Genomic DNA, 15,528 nt, shown 5'->3' on the forward strand with positions numbered 1-15,528 from the left:
AGGTATGCTATCAAAAGCAATATTATTCAAGTCGCTTTGGCTATGAACTATGGACCATCAACCATGAACTAAAAACTTCACCCCGCCGGATACCTTCTTTTCAGCAAAGCGTAAAACTTATCGGCCGTTGACGCTTTACTTTCCCAGTTGTTTTTAACTACATAGTTTGTTTTCAGGAAACGCTCGGCTTCTTCAAAGGTATTAAAGCGGTTTACTATTTCAATAGCCTCGCTGTAGGCCAGGCTGTAACCATTAAACAAATCTTTTATATAAAGCAGCTTATCGTTCAGGTTTATGGCCGATTTAAGATCGGTAACCGGCAGCTCGGCAGTGGTGCTTGTTGCATTGTTAGCTTTCTCGGCCTTCTGGGCCATCATCCTTTGATTGAATGTCAGTACCTGCTGACTATTCGTATCTGCCGGAGCCGTTGCAGTAACGGGCTGGTCGGCGGGCTTTAGGGGTTCAACTACCGGTGCAGGGTTTAGCTGCTCAACCGCAGGGGCAATTGCAGCTGGTTTTTCGGGGAGCTGGCTTATCAACTCTTCCTGCTCAAACCGGTCGGCTTCATCATCCCAGGTATCAGCTTCATTTAAATTTAGTTCAAAGCCGTTGCCTTCAGGAATCTCCTGCTGAAAAGAATAACTGTCTGTATCTTTTTCCGCAGCAATATTTATTTGCGGTTCGGGTGTTTCCTTTATTTCGGGAGCGGGGTTGATCACCTCAATTTTTACCGGGTTAAACGGCACCGGAGCTGGTGGTTCAGCATCACTGGTAAGTTCTATCTTATCAACCGGCACCGGAACATGCTGCTGTACTACCGGCTCAAAAAAGCGCTGTTCATGCAAAGCTTCCTCCTTTGCAGGCGGAGGTGTTACAGGCACAGGGGCGGGAGGTAACACCAGGGTCACCGGTTTATGTTCTTCAGCTATGGGCTGGTTTTTTTCTGCAAGCAGTGCCGGGGCTGCCGCGCGCTCATTGATACGGCGCAATATTTCGGCATGGTCTTTTAAAAAATGGGCGTTGGCTACAAAAAGTTCTAATTCAAGCTCGTTAAGTTCGCTGGGATCAGCGGCAAGGTAGTCGTATTGATCATTAAGCTCTTTTAAAATCCCACCTATCTTTTTAAATACATCCATTTGCTTCATGGCCTCAATGTTAGGAAAATGCTTATCAAAAGTAGGATTAAATTCTGATATTTGCCGACTATAAAAGTCATAAATGGTATATCACGAAGAGGTTTTCAGGCGTAAAAGCGAAGTAGGCGGCAGTATTGAGGTTATCTGCGGATCAATGTTTTCGGGCAAGACCGAAGAGCTGATCAGGAGGCTTAACCGTGCCCGCATTGCCAAGCTTAAGGTTGAGATTTTTAGCCCCAAAGCCGATACCCGTTATGGCGAGGATGCCATCATTTCGCACAATGCCAGCAAAATAACCTCTACCCCGGTTGATAGCGCTTCGGCTATTTTACTGTTAGCCAGCGATGCACATGTAATAGGTGTTGATGAAGCACAATTTTTTGACGATGAACTCCCCGAAGTATGTACCGTACTGGCCAACCGCGGCGTACGTGTAATTGTAGCCGGCCTGGATATGGATTTTAAGGGCCGCCCTTTCGGTTCTATGCCTGCCATTATGGCCATTGCCGAGTCGGTAACCAAACTGCAGGCCGTTTGCGTGAGGTGCGGCAACCCGGCCCAATACTCGTACCGCCTGGTACATGATAATTCAAAAATATTATTAGGCGAAAAGGAAAGCTATGAACCCCGCTGCCGGGCCTGTTATAATACCGTTGCTGGTTAACATTTCATTAAATAATATATTTTTTATTTAATACTATAACTAAAACAAATACCGGGTATTTGATTGTTATGTACTTAAACAAAGCAGCCTCAAAAAGAAGGTGTTTTAATAAAGTATACAGCAATCAAGCTTATGGCCAAAAAGGTTTTAGTTATAGAGGACGATAAAGATATCCGCGATACTGTGGTGTATGTATTGGAGGAAGAAGGTTATGAAGTAATACAATCCGACAATGCCCGCATCCTGCGTACCCTTACTACCATTAACCCCGACCTAATTTTGCTTGATAACTGGCTTACCGATTGGGCCAGTGACGCCAACGGCCAGCAGCTAAGTAAAAGCATAAAAGACAATCCGGCCACCAGCCATATCCCCGTGATCATTATTTCGGCAGTGAGCAATATTAAAGAAATAGCCAAAGCCGGTAATGCCGATGGGTATCTTGCCAAGCCATTTGATCTGACATCGCTTTCAGAGATCGTAAAAAAACACATCAAGTAAGCAATCCTTATCAGTATAAATAAAACGGCCCTCCAGTAATTTGAAGGGCCATTTTGTTGACCTCACCTAAATCCTCTCCAAAGGCGAGGACTTTTTATAAATATTGTTGATTACTTTAAGTCCCTCTCCAAAGGAGAAGGGTTGGGCTGAGGTTTAAATCTTCACCCCAAAACCAATATTAAATGTACGCCCGTCAGCCGGCAAAATGCCCGGACCCGGGTACATGTTAATGCGGCGTGTAAAATATTTAGCATTAAAAATATTATTTACGTTGGCTGTCAGGTGGTAATTTTTCAGGAAACCGTAATTGAAAGCCCAGTCGAACAAACAATAGGCAGGTACTATACCTGTAGCGCCGGTGACATTAAAAGTAGTGTTATTGGCATCACTAAAGCTTTTCCCTACATAGCTGTATTGCAGTGTACTGCTTACATGGCCGCTTAAAAAAGTTAAACCGGCACGGTCAATCCAATCAGGAGTGCCTTCAAGATGATTATCCTTCAAACTTACATTTTTGCCGTTTTGGTTTATTGAACCACTGGTATAATGGCCATGCGTGTACGACAGCGAGTTAAACAAACGGAGATCACTTCCTGCCGACTTATTAAACGAGCGGATCAGCGAGACTTCGGTAAAAGCTTCAATGCCCTTAGCTACACCATTACCAATGTTGGTCATGTACAGATGTGTTACGTTATTGGCATCGGTTTGGGTTAAGGTACCAGCCCTGTTGCCGTAATAAACATAAAAGGCATTGACATCAAAACTAAATACTGTGCCGATATGACCGCGGTAACCCAGATCAGCATCATAACCTTTGCTGTCCTTAATATTAGGATCGATGATCGTTAACTGATCTGCAGGAGTAACGGCCGCGTAAATATAAGGACGGTAGGCCTGCGAAATGTTCCCGTAAAACTGGCTTCCATTAGCCAGGTGGTATTGCAAACCTGTGCCAAATAACGGGAAGTTGCGCTTTTCCTTATAACTTACCGGCACGGTACGGTTTACAATAACTCCCGAAGTAGTTGTATTAACCTGCTCAAAACGCACACCGGGGGTAACTGTAAATGATTGCGTTACCTGGAACATATTTTCGGCAAAGGCCGCATAGTTTAAGGTGTGGAGCCTCAGGTCGATGCCATAATCTTTAACCAGGCCCAGGTCGAAATCAGATGCTACCGTGCCTGTGCCTTTTTGTTTACGTTTGGTAGTTTCCTCAAAATACCTTACACCTATAGTAAACGAGCTGTTGAGATTACCGAGTTTGTAAGTATGCAGCAGGCGGGCTTCGGTAGTGAAACCGGCATAATAATCACGGTCGACCTGGCGCGGATTAAACGTTTTCAGGCTTGTATTAACCGTATCAGGTATATTGGCCGTGTTAATAAACTGCACACTATTGCGCTGACCAAACAGTACATGCGAGATAACCTCCAGCCGGGTATTTTTATCAAACCGGTAATTGAACAACAATGCAGGGATGTTAATTTCAGGATTAAAAAAATTACGCGCACGGGTCGACTGACGATTGTTAGCTTCAAATTGTGCATCGATTAAACCACCTGCTATTTGTTGCCTGTAATCAGACCGTGAAAACTGGAAAGCTATGCTGCCCCTATCATTAAACTGGTATTTGATGCCGGCGTAGTAAGCGCGGGAGTTAAAAGCGGCATCAGGCCGCCAGCCGTCGCCGGTGCGGGCGCTGTAAAAAGCATAATAGCTAACCTTGCCCACTTTGCCGCCTATGGCGTTATACGAATTGAAAAACCTGTTTGAACCGGCCGATTGTTCGCTTTCAAAACCCAACACTTTAGTGCTGTCACCTTCCTTAAGCCTGAAGTTAACCATACCGCCAAACTGGCTGCCAAATTGCAATGCCGCCGAACCGCGTACTACCTGGATTTCGCTTACCGCCTGGAATGGCACATTATAATGATTTTCGGGATAGCCAAACATATCCGAATTGGTATTATAGCCATTTTGCCTGATATTGGTTTCGATAGAGCGGTGGGTGTCTGTACCACGGGTACCAATATTGAGCTGCAAACCAGCGCCATCCATTTCCCAGATGTTAACGCCGGGCACTTTTGCAAACGTCATACGGGCATTGTTATTAGCTAAGTTTGCTTTTCCGGGGTCAAGGAAAATATCAAAGGTTTTTTTTCCGGCAAAAATGCTGGCACCTGATATATTGGGTAAATGTTTTGGCCTGCTTTCTTTAATAATAACACTGTCAAGTTGCAGGGTATCTTTAACGCTTTTATGCTGCGCCCGGGCAAAAACTGTGCAACATATAAATAGCACAGATAATGAAATTTTATAAAGGGGATTCATTTATTCAAATAAAAAAATTTGGGGGGATGCTGTTCCGGCACAATAATGATGAATGAGCAATGCATACGCACAGCGCATTGTGGGCATATCATGCTTTTATCAAGATTGTGGGAGCAGATTAATTATCGGTATAAACTTAGGCAAGCGTTATTTCCGGAGGCTGACCGCCAACGGATACAAAGGCATCGGGAATGTTGATATAAATAAATGTGCCCGGAGGCTGAACAGGCTCCGCAGGTTTTATAAAAGCGTATGAAATTTTAGGGCAGTTATATTTTGCATCGCTGCCCAGTTTTTTTTCTGATGATTCATGTGTACGCTTGCTGATGGGCTTACTGTGTAGCTTTTTAGCGCAGATCACATTTTCATTCAGCAACTTGGTAGTTTCATAGTTGGGAATGCACTGTATGAACAGTGTATCGCGGGTAACCCTGAGTTTTACATAATTGTACGATACACCCTCTAATTGTAACTGCCCGGAAACATTCACATAGCTGTCCCAATCATGTATAAATGGCAGGTTTTGCCCTATCTTGATTTCAATAAGATCACGTGTATCATATTTCCCCCGGGCAATTTGCCGGGCAATTACTTTGTTTGATCTATTAAAAAAATATTGATTAAGCGCCATGTACCCCAGCAAATTGAGCATATGGGTAATTAACATTACTATGGCGAAGGTCTTTTTCAATCAATAATCAATCTAAACAATAGCAATGCTACACAAATTTTAGCGATATAATAATTTATCTGTTAAAAAAAATAAACTCAAAGTAATTAATTCTGAATACTTTTTGGAGTTTTATTTATTTTTATTTGGATTTATTCTAAATAAGGTATTTCTTTGTTGTCGTTAATACTGCGCAAAAACGGAAGTCCGCAAGCTCATTAACACTTGTTTGATTATTAATGCTTAAAATATAAAGTCCTGTTCTGTAGTTTAGTTGTTTATATCAAACACTTAATCAGCAGAGCAGGCACCAATTAAATTATAGGAATTTATGTGCGATGCTAAAATACTCAGCCAAAAAGGAACGTCGGTAGTAAGCCGCTGCTCCGAATGCCAATGTCTATTTATATGGCACCATAACCTGATCCTTAGCTTTACACCCGATCAATTTGTCCAGTTTAAAAACTTCGCTATCGATCTTGATTTCGGCGACCATTCTTTTCCCTTTCCCGACGGACAGGAACGCGTAGTAATGCGTACGCCGGTCAATGATATCCAGCTTACTTTTACTGTTGATGAATGGGAAGATTTTCATGCCGCAATGGATGAAGCCATTTATATGCAGGAGATTTATGCACTGGTAGATGGCGGTAAATAAATCTCCGGAACCGTGAAAAATCGCACCCGATCTGCTAAAGATTACGTTATATAATTAAATGCAACTACTACCCACAAAATGAAAGACATACCTGTACACCAGTTAATTGAGCGGACAAATTCGGGATTTGAGATCAAGCATTTTGAAAGCGGTGAAGAGTCAAAAAAAGGCCCAATGGGAGCCCATCGGGATGATCATTACCTGTTTTTTTTGATTGAAAGTGGCACTGCATCATTAATGATCGATTTCAACGAGGTTCAATTTAGTGAAAATACGTTTTACTATATCCTGCCGGGACAGGTACACCACCGGATGCGTAATGAAATTGCAGGAGGCTGGTACGTAGCCATCGATTCACAGCATATTCCAACCAACTTCCGTAATATTTTTGAAAACCAGCTTTTCCTGCAACAGCCTTATCAACTTAATGACACCGAATTAAGGCAATACCAGCAGCTCCTTTGCCTGTTGCGTGAAAAAAACGGTGAGGATAATAACAACGCTTTCTTTTTACCGGTTTTGCAATCACTCATCCAATCATTTACCGGCATGGCAGCAGCAACTTTCAGTAACGTTTATACGCCCGAAAAGCAGCTTTCACGACCGGCACAAATTTCGCATCAGTTTAAAAAGTTGTTATTGAGGCATGTGCGCACAGTTAAAGGCCCTTCGGCATATGCAGGTATGCTTAATGTTTCCGAATCATATCTTAACGAGGTTTTAAAGAAAACCACCGGGTTCCCGGTAAGTTACTGGATAACCCAGGAAGTAATGCTGGAAGCAAAAAGGTTATTGTATTACAGCGGCCTCAACGTAAAAGAAATTGCTCACGCGCTGGGCTATGATGACCATACCTATTTTTCCCGGCTGTTTAAAAAATCGGCCTGCATCACACCTCTTGAGTTCAGGGACAAACACCGTAAATAATCCAATATTTACCCCGAAATTACTATTTCGGGAGGCTAAAATTCAATGTTTCTTTGTATTATCAAAACAATACACCATGGAAACATCCACTCTTCATAAATTAAAAAGAAAGGCCGGCCGCTTGTTTGAAAACCAGCTTTTACATAGCGGCAGAGTGCTTGAAGTAAGGCACTGGGAGCCATCGACCATGATTGAGATCGACCTGCACTTGCCACAGGCCGATATGCAAAACTGGCACGAAGTACCTTATATAAAAGTAAAAGTAGATAACCTCACCTACCGTGATTATACCCCCGCCGGCTGGGATGCCGAAACCAGCACCTGCACCCTTTATATTGATGCAGCTCATAGCGGCCCCGGCAGTAAATGGGCAAAGCAATTACAAGCCGGTGATGTAATTCATTATTTCAAGATCCGTACAACCCGCCACGCGCCGGCAAGTACACCTGCCATCATAGGCCTCGGCGATGAAAGCAGTATGGGGCATATGCTGGCCTTACAGCAAATGGTATTACCTGCAACCCGCTTTTCGGGAGCTATAGTCATGGCCGATGAAAATCACCGGGGCTTATTTGGCGAGTATTTCAAATCACCGTTAAAGCCAATTGAACGTAGTGATGTATACGGGCATCACAGCCTCATCCAATGGGTAATGGAACAGCAGTATAACCTTGAGCATTCGGTATTTTACATTGCAGGCAACCATACCATGGTGGGCGAACTGCGCAAATTGTTAAAACTGCAGGGGTATCCTTCAAGCCAGATCAGGATACAGGGATTTTGGTCGTAAAAGCTGGTTTGATAGCGCTTATCCTATGCCGGCAGTCCATTCACCGGCATTTTATGCCGTTTCACCTAAAATCCCTGTTTAACAAAAAGCTAAGAGCACATATTTGCGGCAAATAAAATTATTATGAAAACATTTTACAATCCGCTTATTGCTGTGATCATCACCTTGCAGGAACATACAGTGACGGTGATCCAGGCATTGGCCAACCTGGTGAGTTGATATATTCATCTGCATATGAAAACACGAAGCCGCTTTGCAGTAAAACAAGGCGGCTTCGCTGTTTTTACGGCTGCAGCCAAACCACCTTCACTCCCTTATCGCCGTGTTGGTTTTCAAGCTTCAGGGTTGCATAAACATTGTTTTTACGGTCATAATCGGATATGGAGAATAAACCAAGGTCATGATCACGTTTACCTGCAGGATTACCAAAAACATAGTCGCGTTTCAAGATAGGATCAGGCCCGTTGAGCGGATAATAGAACCCATCACTACCGCTAACACCTTTTATGGTTACCAAACCGCCTTTTTCCTGGGCGTCGTTATTGCGTTCAGTATCATTAAATAAAACAAAACTTTTGGGACCGGCACTCAAAAAAGCGAACGATTTAAACTGGTTACCACCCGAAAGGCGTTGTGCTGTGCCTTCACGCAGTGACTGATAAAAAGGGTTTAAATAAACGTTAAGCAAATCATGACTCTTGCGGATAAGATAGTCATTAATAAACTCGCCTGTCTTGCTATAATTAACCACTGCGATATCGCCAAGCGTTGTTGCAACATACCTGCCCGAGGTTACAGTCATCTCTTCAGATACAATTGAAAATGTTCCGTCATCATTGAGATACAGGTTTTGCGGCAATCCCCTAAAACCCTTTTTTGAATATTGATCGAGCCTTGGCGATGGGGAGATTAGATCGTACCGGTTAATCTTCTTTTCAAACGGGTTTACGAACGACAGGATTGGCGTATATCCCCTGTCACCTTTCTTTTCTTTAACCAGCGCAACTAATATTAACGATTTTATAGCCGGGCTGTAACGTGTTATTCCCTCGTAAACAATCAGGTCTTTTGAAAAACCCAATTCGGTAAAACTAACCGCTTTGGCCCCCTTATCAAGATTGGCCAGGATCAACTCGCTCTCCTTACCGCCACTGCTTTTAGTATTATAGCCATAAGCCAGCACACAAACTTTATCGCTGCCGATAACTGCCATATCTACATAACGCAGGTATTTATATTTTTCTTCGGGCGACGCGTAATACGTCCTATTAGTTTCCTTGTTATCAGCACTATAACTCACAATTTCAATACGTTTACTCCGTTCAGATTCAAAGCTATTGAACATCACTACGGCATAATTATCGCTATCAGGATCTTTACGCACAAAAAAATGGGGCTCCGGAACATCGCCAAAGGCCATAGCATAGCCTCCAAAAAAACTCACATGAGCAAGCTCACCTATTTTCTGATCATCTTTTAAATTTCCTGTTTTACCATCAATAACAAGGCGATATAACATAGGCGTACGCGAATCAACCTCACTGATCATCAAAACAGCGTTACCTGTTAATTCAAAAGCTGCTTCGATGTTGCCATAGTCAAGTTTACCATACGATGGATCAATGTGCGTTACAGCAGTTTCCCGGTGGGCAGCATTGTACAGCCGGATGTTTATCCCCTTTTTATAAGTAATATGAATAAACATGGTATTACCGTTTTTAAGCTGGAGAATTTTAGCAAAACCTTCTTCGGGTTCTTCAAAGGTGGCACCTTCGGCAAGGGGTTTAAATTGTGCTTTTACAATAACGCTGCATAACAGCATTAACACGACTAACAAGGCAGTCCTTTTCATTTAGTGATAATTAATTAGGTGATAAATTGAATAGTTTAAGGAATAAAGTTAACAAAATGATTGATTTATCAAGGGCATGCTCCCATCAGAATTTTTATGCAGAATACGGGACTATCCCCATTAAGCCGTACGGTTAATCCCGGAAATTCTACCGACGATACCTTCTTTTTACCGGCACTTCTCCGATATTTTACCGCCGTTTACCGGAAGTTGGAGCGGCTTTACCTAATTAAACTAACGGCAAGGTGCCTTTTGTGTGCAATTTTGGATCACTAAACAACAACAAATAAATGCCATGAAAACTCTACTTGCAATTCAATTGATCCATTTAGTTATGAAAGCCGCGGAACATGCCGTATCTATCGTTCACTCTATTGGTCATTTAATAAAATAATGCCCGGCACCCCGAGGGATGGTTATTTCATCTTTGATAAATCAATAACCCAACACGCATGTTACCTTAAAAAGGCACAGCGTATGAAAAAAGGAGATGAAGTAACCTGGAAATGGGGAAAATCCCAAGCTGAAGGCCATATCGTTAAAAAGCATGATAAGCCGGTAAGCAAAACTATAAAAGGCGCAAAAGTTAAACGCAACGCCAGCAAACAGGAGCCCGCTTATGAAATTGAACAGAAAACGGCGCAAGTGCTGAAATCTGAAAGTGAAATAAGCATGAAACGTTAAACTTTTGCGGATAATATTATAAGCCCGGTTGGTAAGCATCCGGGCTCTTTTGCTTAATATACTTCTACGCAAACTACACTAAATCATAAAAAACGTCATTGCGGGGAACGAAGCAATCCCCCATAAGCAGAGCCGCTTTGTTAAGTTTCGCGATTGCTTCGTTCCTTATAATGACGTGATTGTAAGTTATTGATTATTAAGTATGTTTCAGGAGACGATTTTTATAATATGGGCGTTGCCTGCGGCCGGGCTGTACGCTCATACTGCACAGGCATTATCCGTTGGCTAACGGACGGTATCCGCTCCCATCCCTAACGCGGCCCACACACCATCCCTGAAATATATTTCACACGTCATCACATTTTTTTTCAGGGTTTCCCTGATGGTTCCTCGCAATGACGTCTAATTGAAAACTTCCCTTTTCACCGCAAAAATTCTGTAGTTCGCCGAAAAACTCATGGTTATTTCATGAATGTGATGCATTTTTACCCCATGACAAAACAACCTATCATCACTGTAAACAACCTGGTAAAAAACTATGGCGATTTTGCAGCCGTTAAAGGCATTAGTTTTGAAGTTTATGAAGGCGAGATCTTCGGCCTGCTTGGCCCCAACGGCGCCGGTAAAACAACCACCCTCGAAATTATCGAAACCCTCCGTGATAAAACCTCCGGCAGCATCATTGTTGATGGCTTCGACATTGAAACCGACGCCGACAGCATCAAAAAACGTATTGGCGTGCAGTTGCAGGCCGCCGGTTATTATCCCAACCTCAACCTGTCGGAATTGATCGTACTGTTTTCGGGGCTGTACGGTATTGATAAAACACCGATGGAGATGCTGGAAAAAGTTGCCCTTACTGATAAGGCCAAAGCGAAATATAAAGACCTTTCGGGTGGGCAAAAACAGCGTTTTTCAATTGCTACTACACTCATCAATAACCCAAGGATCATATTTTTGGACGAACCCACAACCGGCCTCGACCCGCAGGCGCGCCGTAACCTTTGGGATTTGATCCGTGAGATCCGCGATCAGGGAACTACCGTAGTGATCACCACCCACTATATGGATGAAGCCGAAGTACTGTGCGACCGCGTTGCCTTTGTTGACGGCGGGTACATCATCGGCATTGACACGCCCGACCATTTTATCGACGAGCTGGTAGCCACAGGCTTTGAGCGCAAAAAGCAGGTAAAACTGGCCAACCTCGAGGATGTATTCATTAATTTAACAGGCAAAGAATGGCGGGAGGGTTAGCCCCCAGCCCCCTGAAGGGGGAGCCAGTATGCAGTTTTGAGTTTGCAGTTAGCACTCTAAAATGCTCCATGCCCCAATGACGCCGACAGGCAAAATGACTCAATGACCTAATGACGCCTAATGGCAAATGACATAAAAGAATGAACAAACCTTACAGCAATACAAAAGCAACCCTGGCCATTGCCCGGGCAAGTTTCCGGTCGATATTACGCAGCCCTTCGGCGGTAGTGTTTACGCTGGCTTTCCCGTTAATATTTATTATTGTTTTTGCCAATATCGGCGGGGGCGGAATGTCAATTGATGTAGGCGTAGCCAAAGGGAGCGATACCTCGGCCAATAACCCCGTTTATACCGCGCTGAAAAAAAACAAGATCATGCACCTCATCCATGATCAAACGGCCGATGAAATGAGCAAAAACCTGGCAAAGGGAAATATCGATGCGATTATTGATCTTAAGCCATTTGCACCACCGGCATCAATGACTGTACATGTGCAATACAGCAAGGCATCGGGCGATAAGGGCAGCGTATTAAAATCGGCTCTGAATAACATTTTTTATCGCATTCAATCAGAAGAGCTGAAGCGCATCCAATCATACACCACAGTTCAGGTACCCCAATTAATCGACCTTAAAGAGGAAACCATAAGCGGTCGCCCATATAAATATATCGACTTTATATTACCGGGGCAGTTAGGTTTTTCATTACTAAGCAGCGGTGTTTTTGGTACAGCTTTCGTGTTCCTTAGCTTACGGTTAACGCTGGTTATCAAACGTTTTTTTGCCACACCGGTTAAGCGTTATAGTATTGTTTTAGGCGAGGCCATTGCAAGGCTGGCTTTTTCACTACTGGGCTCATTATTCATTATACTGGTAGGGCATTACATGTTTGGCTTTACGCTCATCCACGGTGTTACAACTGTACTTAATATGCTGGTGCTCTCGGCTATTGGATTGATCATTTTTATGGGTTTTGGCTTTACCGTGTCAGGCATTGCCAAAAACGAAAGTTCGGTGCCACCACTTTCCAACATTATTACATTGCCGCAGTTCTTACTTTCCGGTACTTTCTTTTCTATCACAGCTTTCCCTACCTGGCTGCAGTATATCAGTAAAGCATTGCCGCTTACTCATTTAAATGACGCTATGCGTAAAGTAGCCTTTGAAGGCGCAGGTTTGGGGGATGTTACCCATCAACTGCTGATACTCTTTGCCTGGTTTATCGGGATTTATGCTGTGGCGGTGAAAACATTTAAATGGGAGTAGTTGGAAAGATGCAGGAGTTTTAGAGATAAGGGTCAGGAATTTGCGAGCCGCTGAACACTAACCCCATTGTGTCTTTACCCGTCGCACGAAAAATCGCAAAATCCAGATTTATGAAGTTTTTAAAAGCTCGTAAGCTTTCGGCCCTAATACAATAGAATCCAGGCGCATAAACTTAACATTATGTTAACATTAACTACGTTAATATTAACATTAAGATAACATTTAGGAAATATATTTGCAGAAACAACCTCTGCAATGGCAATCAAACCCGTCAATTTCATCACATTAGTTTTCTTTTTGTTAACTAAGTGTTCAATTACTGTTAAGGCACAAGATTCAAAAGTAGGCACCTGGGGCATAGTTACGGTAGTTTTGCCAGGCGATAGCTCCCACAAATGGGGTGGTTATACCGAGTTTCAGACCCGTACCAATAATGTATTCAGCCAGTTTCAATATTATGAGGTTAAGGCTGGTGTAAGCTATGATATAGACAGGAACTTTACCGCGCTTTTAGGTACAGGCCGCTACACTACCTTTGATTATATGGATGTTGGTAAAGGCCCTACAACTACCGAAACCCGTTTCTGGGAGCAAATTACCAGCAACCAGTTTCTGTACCGCATAAAACTTGAGCACCGCTACCGGGTAGAACAGCGCTGGGTTAACAGCGACTACCGCAACCGTTTCCGTTACAGGCTCAACGTGTTTGTGCCTTTAAACAACACCAAAATTGTGGCTAAAACATGGTTTATCTCTGCTTTTGACGAGGTGTTTCTGAACAATAAAGTCCCTAATTTTGAACGCAACAGGGTTTCGGCGGCGTTAGGTTACCAGTTTGATAAATCATGGATCTTACAAGCCGGCTGGATCAATCAATACAACTATTCAACAGCGGCAAAAAGCGATAAGGATAATATTATGTTGATACTCATGTACCGCATTCAGCGTAAAAATGCAGTACAGCGTGAGCATGTACCTACTACAAGCGATTAATCACCGTTGACTGGAATGATTGCGTTGATTTAGTTGATTCTGCCTGGATTTGAGGGATTTTTTGGAAAGCAGGATTTTTTTGAAATATGCAAATAAAATCCGATAATCCGACAAATCACATAAATCATGGTTCAGACAATTTCGCATTAGCGATAGAAGCGGATACCGTCCGTCAGCTGACGGATAAGGCCCTGTGTAGTATGAGCGGATAGGTACTGTCTTTACATCCAAATATAATTTCATTAATTTTGTTGCTTAATGAGAGCTTCGTTCAGAAGTTCATCATGTGTAGCCCCAGGCAAAGCCGGGGCTACTTCCTTTTTAAAAGCCGGATCATATTTTTCTTCTTTCTTCCATAGGTAATACATCATTACAAGCAGTTTTTTCTGCACGGCGACATATCCTTTCATTTTTATCCTTGTCCGTTCATAGACCCGTTCGAACAGTTTTTGAAATTGAGGCTGATCGTCCCTTACTGCACAAAGTGCAGGCATGTGCAGTATACGCCTTATTCTTGAATTGCCTTTCTTTGATATCTTCGTTCTGCCTGTATGCTTACCTGATTCATTTTCAATGACATCGTAACCTGCATACTTAACCAGGCTGGCTGCGTTATCAAATAGGATAAATCCGTTTGTTTCAGCAGCGATAACAGCAAAGGACAACAAGCCTAAGCCTTTAATAGCACAAATGTTCTTGTAGTGCCTGTTAAGAATTGGATCGGATTGGATCAATTGAGCGATCAGTTTTTCCAATTCTTTCATATGTTTCTCGTATAGCTTTAAAGAACTTTTGAGTTGTTTAATGATATCTTTGTTTTTAAACTGGCTATGCTCGATACTATGTAGTTGATTGGCCGTGGCTGTATAAAATTCATTCAGGCTTTGATGCTGTCGTGTATAATAGCGTAAGGTATACAGTTCCATGCTGGGTGGCGTCCATTGTTCCAGTTTCTTTTCAGCTCCTACCTTGGCTAAACCACGGGCATCGATCTTATCGTTCTTTGACCTGATTCCGTCTGCCTGCAAATGTTTCTTTGCCTTATTAGGCAAAAGGATACTTACACTATTACCTTTATGGTGTAAAAACCAAGCCAGTTGCTCGTGATAAACGCCGGTAGCTTCCATTGTATAAATAAGAGGTAAGTCTTCTTTTTTATGGCGCTTTACCCATTCCAATAATGCTCCAAAGCCACTTTCAATATTGGCAAATTTGTGAGTAGCCTTTACCTTGACATCCTGTTCATCATTGATGACCGAAATACAACAGGCGAAATCTTTCATGGAGACATCGATCCCTACTGAATACTTTAAGTTCTTCATGCTTTACATTTATTGTTTATCAGAAAAACCCTTCACAGTCTTTGCTCATATTAATAGCTGATCAGGCGCATAACCTGTCATTCGGTACTGTCCAGACTTTAAGAAGCTAAAAAAGGAGAATTAGCCTATCTCGTCAACATCGTAATAGTACGTGTCATGCACGGGCCCAAAGTGTCTCCTTTTATTCTGATTTATTTATAAATGTAAAGATATGAGCCCGGGCCGAAGGCAATGCCATAATTCCGGCCATGATTTTTAAGATCCAGGGATTACCGAATTGTATCATCAAATAATCGTAATCCTGGCAATCTTTTAATCCTATCAATCACGGTTCTGACAAATATCCGCTCCGTTGCGGTGTCCTCAGGTCAACTAATCATGCGTGTTGTCGTGAAGACACGACAACGGGATAAAAAAGCACATCGATTTTAACACTAATCAATCTCAAAATGCCCCGATTCTTGTTCAAAAA

The 15,528-nt window shown here is 42.7% G+C and carries 14 protein-coding genes; 9 read left to right on the plus strand and 5 right to left on the minus strand.

All coding sequences use genetic code 11. From position 1 onward, the window contains the following. Positions 1–77: 77 nt before the first annotated feature. Positions 78–1,145, minus strand: a complete 1,068-nt coding sequence (locus SNE26_RS18200; protein WP_321555343.1) for a hypothetical protein — start codon at positions 1,143–1,145, stop codon at positions 78–80. A gap of 73 nt (positions 1,146–1,218) precedes the next feature. Here SNE26_RS18200 and SNE26_RS18205 point away from each other — a divergent pair, with 73 nt between their 5' ends. Beyond that, on the plus strand, positions 1,219–1,800 hold the full coding sequence (locus SNE26_RS18205; RefSeq protein WP_321555344.1) for a thymidine kinase: 582 nt from the start codon (positions 1,219–1,221) through the stop codon (positions 1,798–1,800). Between the two features lie 132 nt (positions 1,801–1,932). Next, positions 1,933–2,301, plus strand: coding sequence for a response regulator (locus tag SNE26_RS18210; protein ID WP_321555345.1), 369 nt, complete (start codon positions 1,933–1,935; stop codon positions 2,299–2,301). Positions 2,302–2,454: 153 nt separating this feature from the next. On the opposite strand, the gene SNE26_RS18215 is transcribed toward SNE26_RS18210, so the two are convergent. Together SNE26_RS18215 and SNE26_RS18220 are read right to left on the minus strand one after the other, a co-directional pair. Continuing rightward, the gene (locus SNE26_RS18215; RefSeq protein ID WP_321555346.1) at positions 2,455–4,608 is read right to left on the minus strand and encodes a TonB-dependent receptor domain-containing protein; all 2,154 of its coding nucleotides are present in this window, start codon (positions 4,606–4,608) and stop codon (positions 2,455–2,457) included. A 166-nt stretch (positions 4,609–4,774) separates the two neighbouring features. Beyond that, entirely contained in the window at positions 4,775–5,329 is a 555-nt protein-coding gene (locus SNE26_RS18220; protein WP_321555347.1) for a hypothetical protein, read from the minus strand. Between the two features lie 310 nt (positions 5,330–5,639). On the opposite strand from SNE26_RS18220, the gene SNE26_RS18225 reads away from it, so the two are divergent. The 3 genes from SNE26_RS18225 (at position 5,640) to SNE26_RS18235 (ending at position 7,683) form a co-directional block, all read left to right on the plus strand. Next, positions 5,640–5,966, plus strand: a complete 327-nt coding sequence (locus SNE26_RS18225; RefSeq protein ID WP_321555348.1) for a DUF6686 family protein — start codon at positions 5,640–5,642, stop codon at positions 5,964–5,966. 78 nt (positions 5,967–6,044) lie between these two features. Then, positions 6,045–6,893: a helix-turn-helix domain-containing protein gene (locus tag SNE26_RS18230; protein WP_321555349.1), complete on the plus strand. Its 849-nt coding sequence runs from the start codon at positions 6,045–6,047 to the stop codon at positions 6,891–6,893. Positions 6,894–6,969: 76 nt separating this feature from the next. Continuing rightward, positions 6,970–7,683 carry a siderophore-interacting protein gene (locus tag SNE26_RS18235; protein WP_321555350.1) on the plus strand — a complete coding sequence of 238 codons (714 nt, stop codon included), beginning with the start codon at positions 6,970–6,972 and terminating at the stop codon, positions 7,681–7,683. 283 nt (positions 7,684–7,966) lie between these two features. Here SNE26_RS18235 and SNE26_RS18240 read toward each other — a convergent pair whose 3' ends face one another. Next, a complete protein-coding gene (locus SNE26_RS18240; protein WP_321555351.1) occupies positions 7,967–9,535 on the minus strand; it encodes a hypothetical protein in 1,569 nt (522 codons plus the stop codon). Between the two features lie 477 nt (positions 9,536–10,012). Here SNE26_RS18240 and SNE26_RS18245 point away from each other — a divergent pair, with 477 nt between their 5' ends. The 4 genes from SNE26_RS18245 (at position 10,013) to SNE26_RS18260 (ending at position 13,734) form a co-directional block, all read left to right on the plus strand. Continuing rightward, positions 10,013–10,219: a DUF2945 domain-containing protein gene (locus SNE26_RS18245; RefSeq protein ID WP_321555352.1), complete on the plus strand. Its 207-nt coding sequence runs from the start codon at positions 10,013–10,015 to the stop codon at positions 10,217–10,219. 492 nt (positions 10,220–10,711) lie between these two features. Continuing rightward, positions 10,712–11,476, plus strand: a complete 765-nt coding sequence (locus tag SNE26_RS18250; protein ID WP_091165640.1) for an ABC transporter ATP-binding protein — start codon at positions 10,712–10,714, stop codon at positions 11,474–11,476. 140 nt (positions 11,477–11,616) lie between these two features. Further along, entirely contained in the window at positions 11,617–12,741 is a 1,125-nt protein-coding gene (locus SNE26_RS18255; RefSeq protein ID WP_321555353.1) for an ABC transporter permease, read from the plus strand. Positions 12,742–12,996: 255 nt separating this feature from the next. Beyond that, positions 12,997–13,734, plus strand: a complete 738-nt coding sequence (locus SNE26_RS18260; RefSeq protein ID WP_321555354.1) for a DUF2490 domain-containing protein — start codon at positions 12,997–12,999, stop codon at positions 13,732–13,734. A gap of 242 nt (positions 13,735–13,976) precedes the next feature. On the opposite strand, the gene SNE26_RS18265 is transcribed toward SNE26_RS18260, so the two are convergent. Further along, positions 13,977–15,056 carry an IS110 family transposase gene (locus SNE26_RS18265; RefSeq protein ID WP_321555355.1) on the minus strand — a complete coding sequence of 360 codons (1,080 nt, stop codon included), beginning with the start codon at positions 15,054–15,056 and terminating at the stop codon, positions 13,977–13,979. Between the last annotated feature and the right edge of the window lie 472 nt (positions 15,057–15,528).

The organism is Mucilaginibacter sp. cycad4 (genome assembly GCF_034263275.1).
In the GTDB taxonomy this organism is placed as follows: Bacteria; Bacteroidota; Bacteroidia; order Sphingobacteriales; family Sphingobacteriaceae; genus Mucilaginibacter.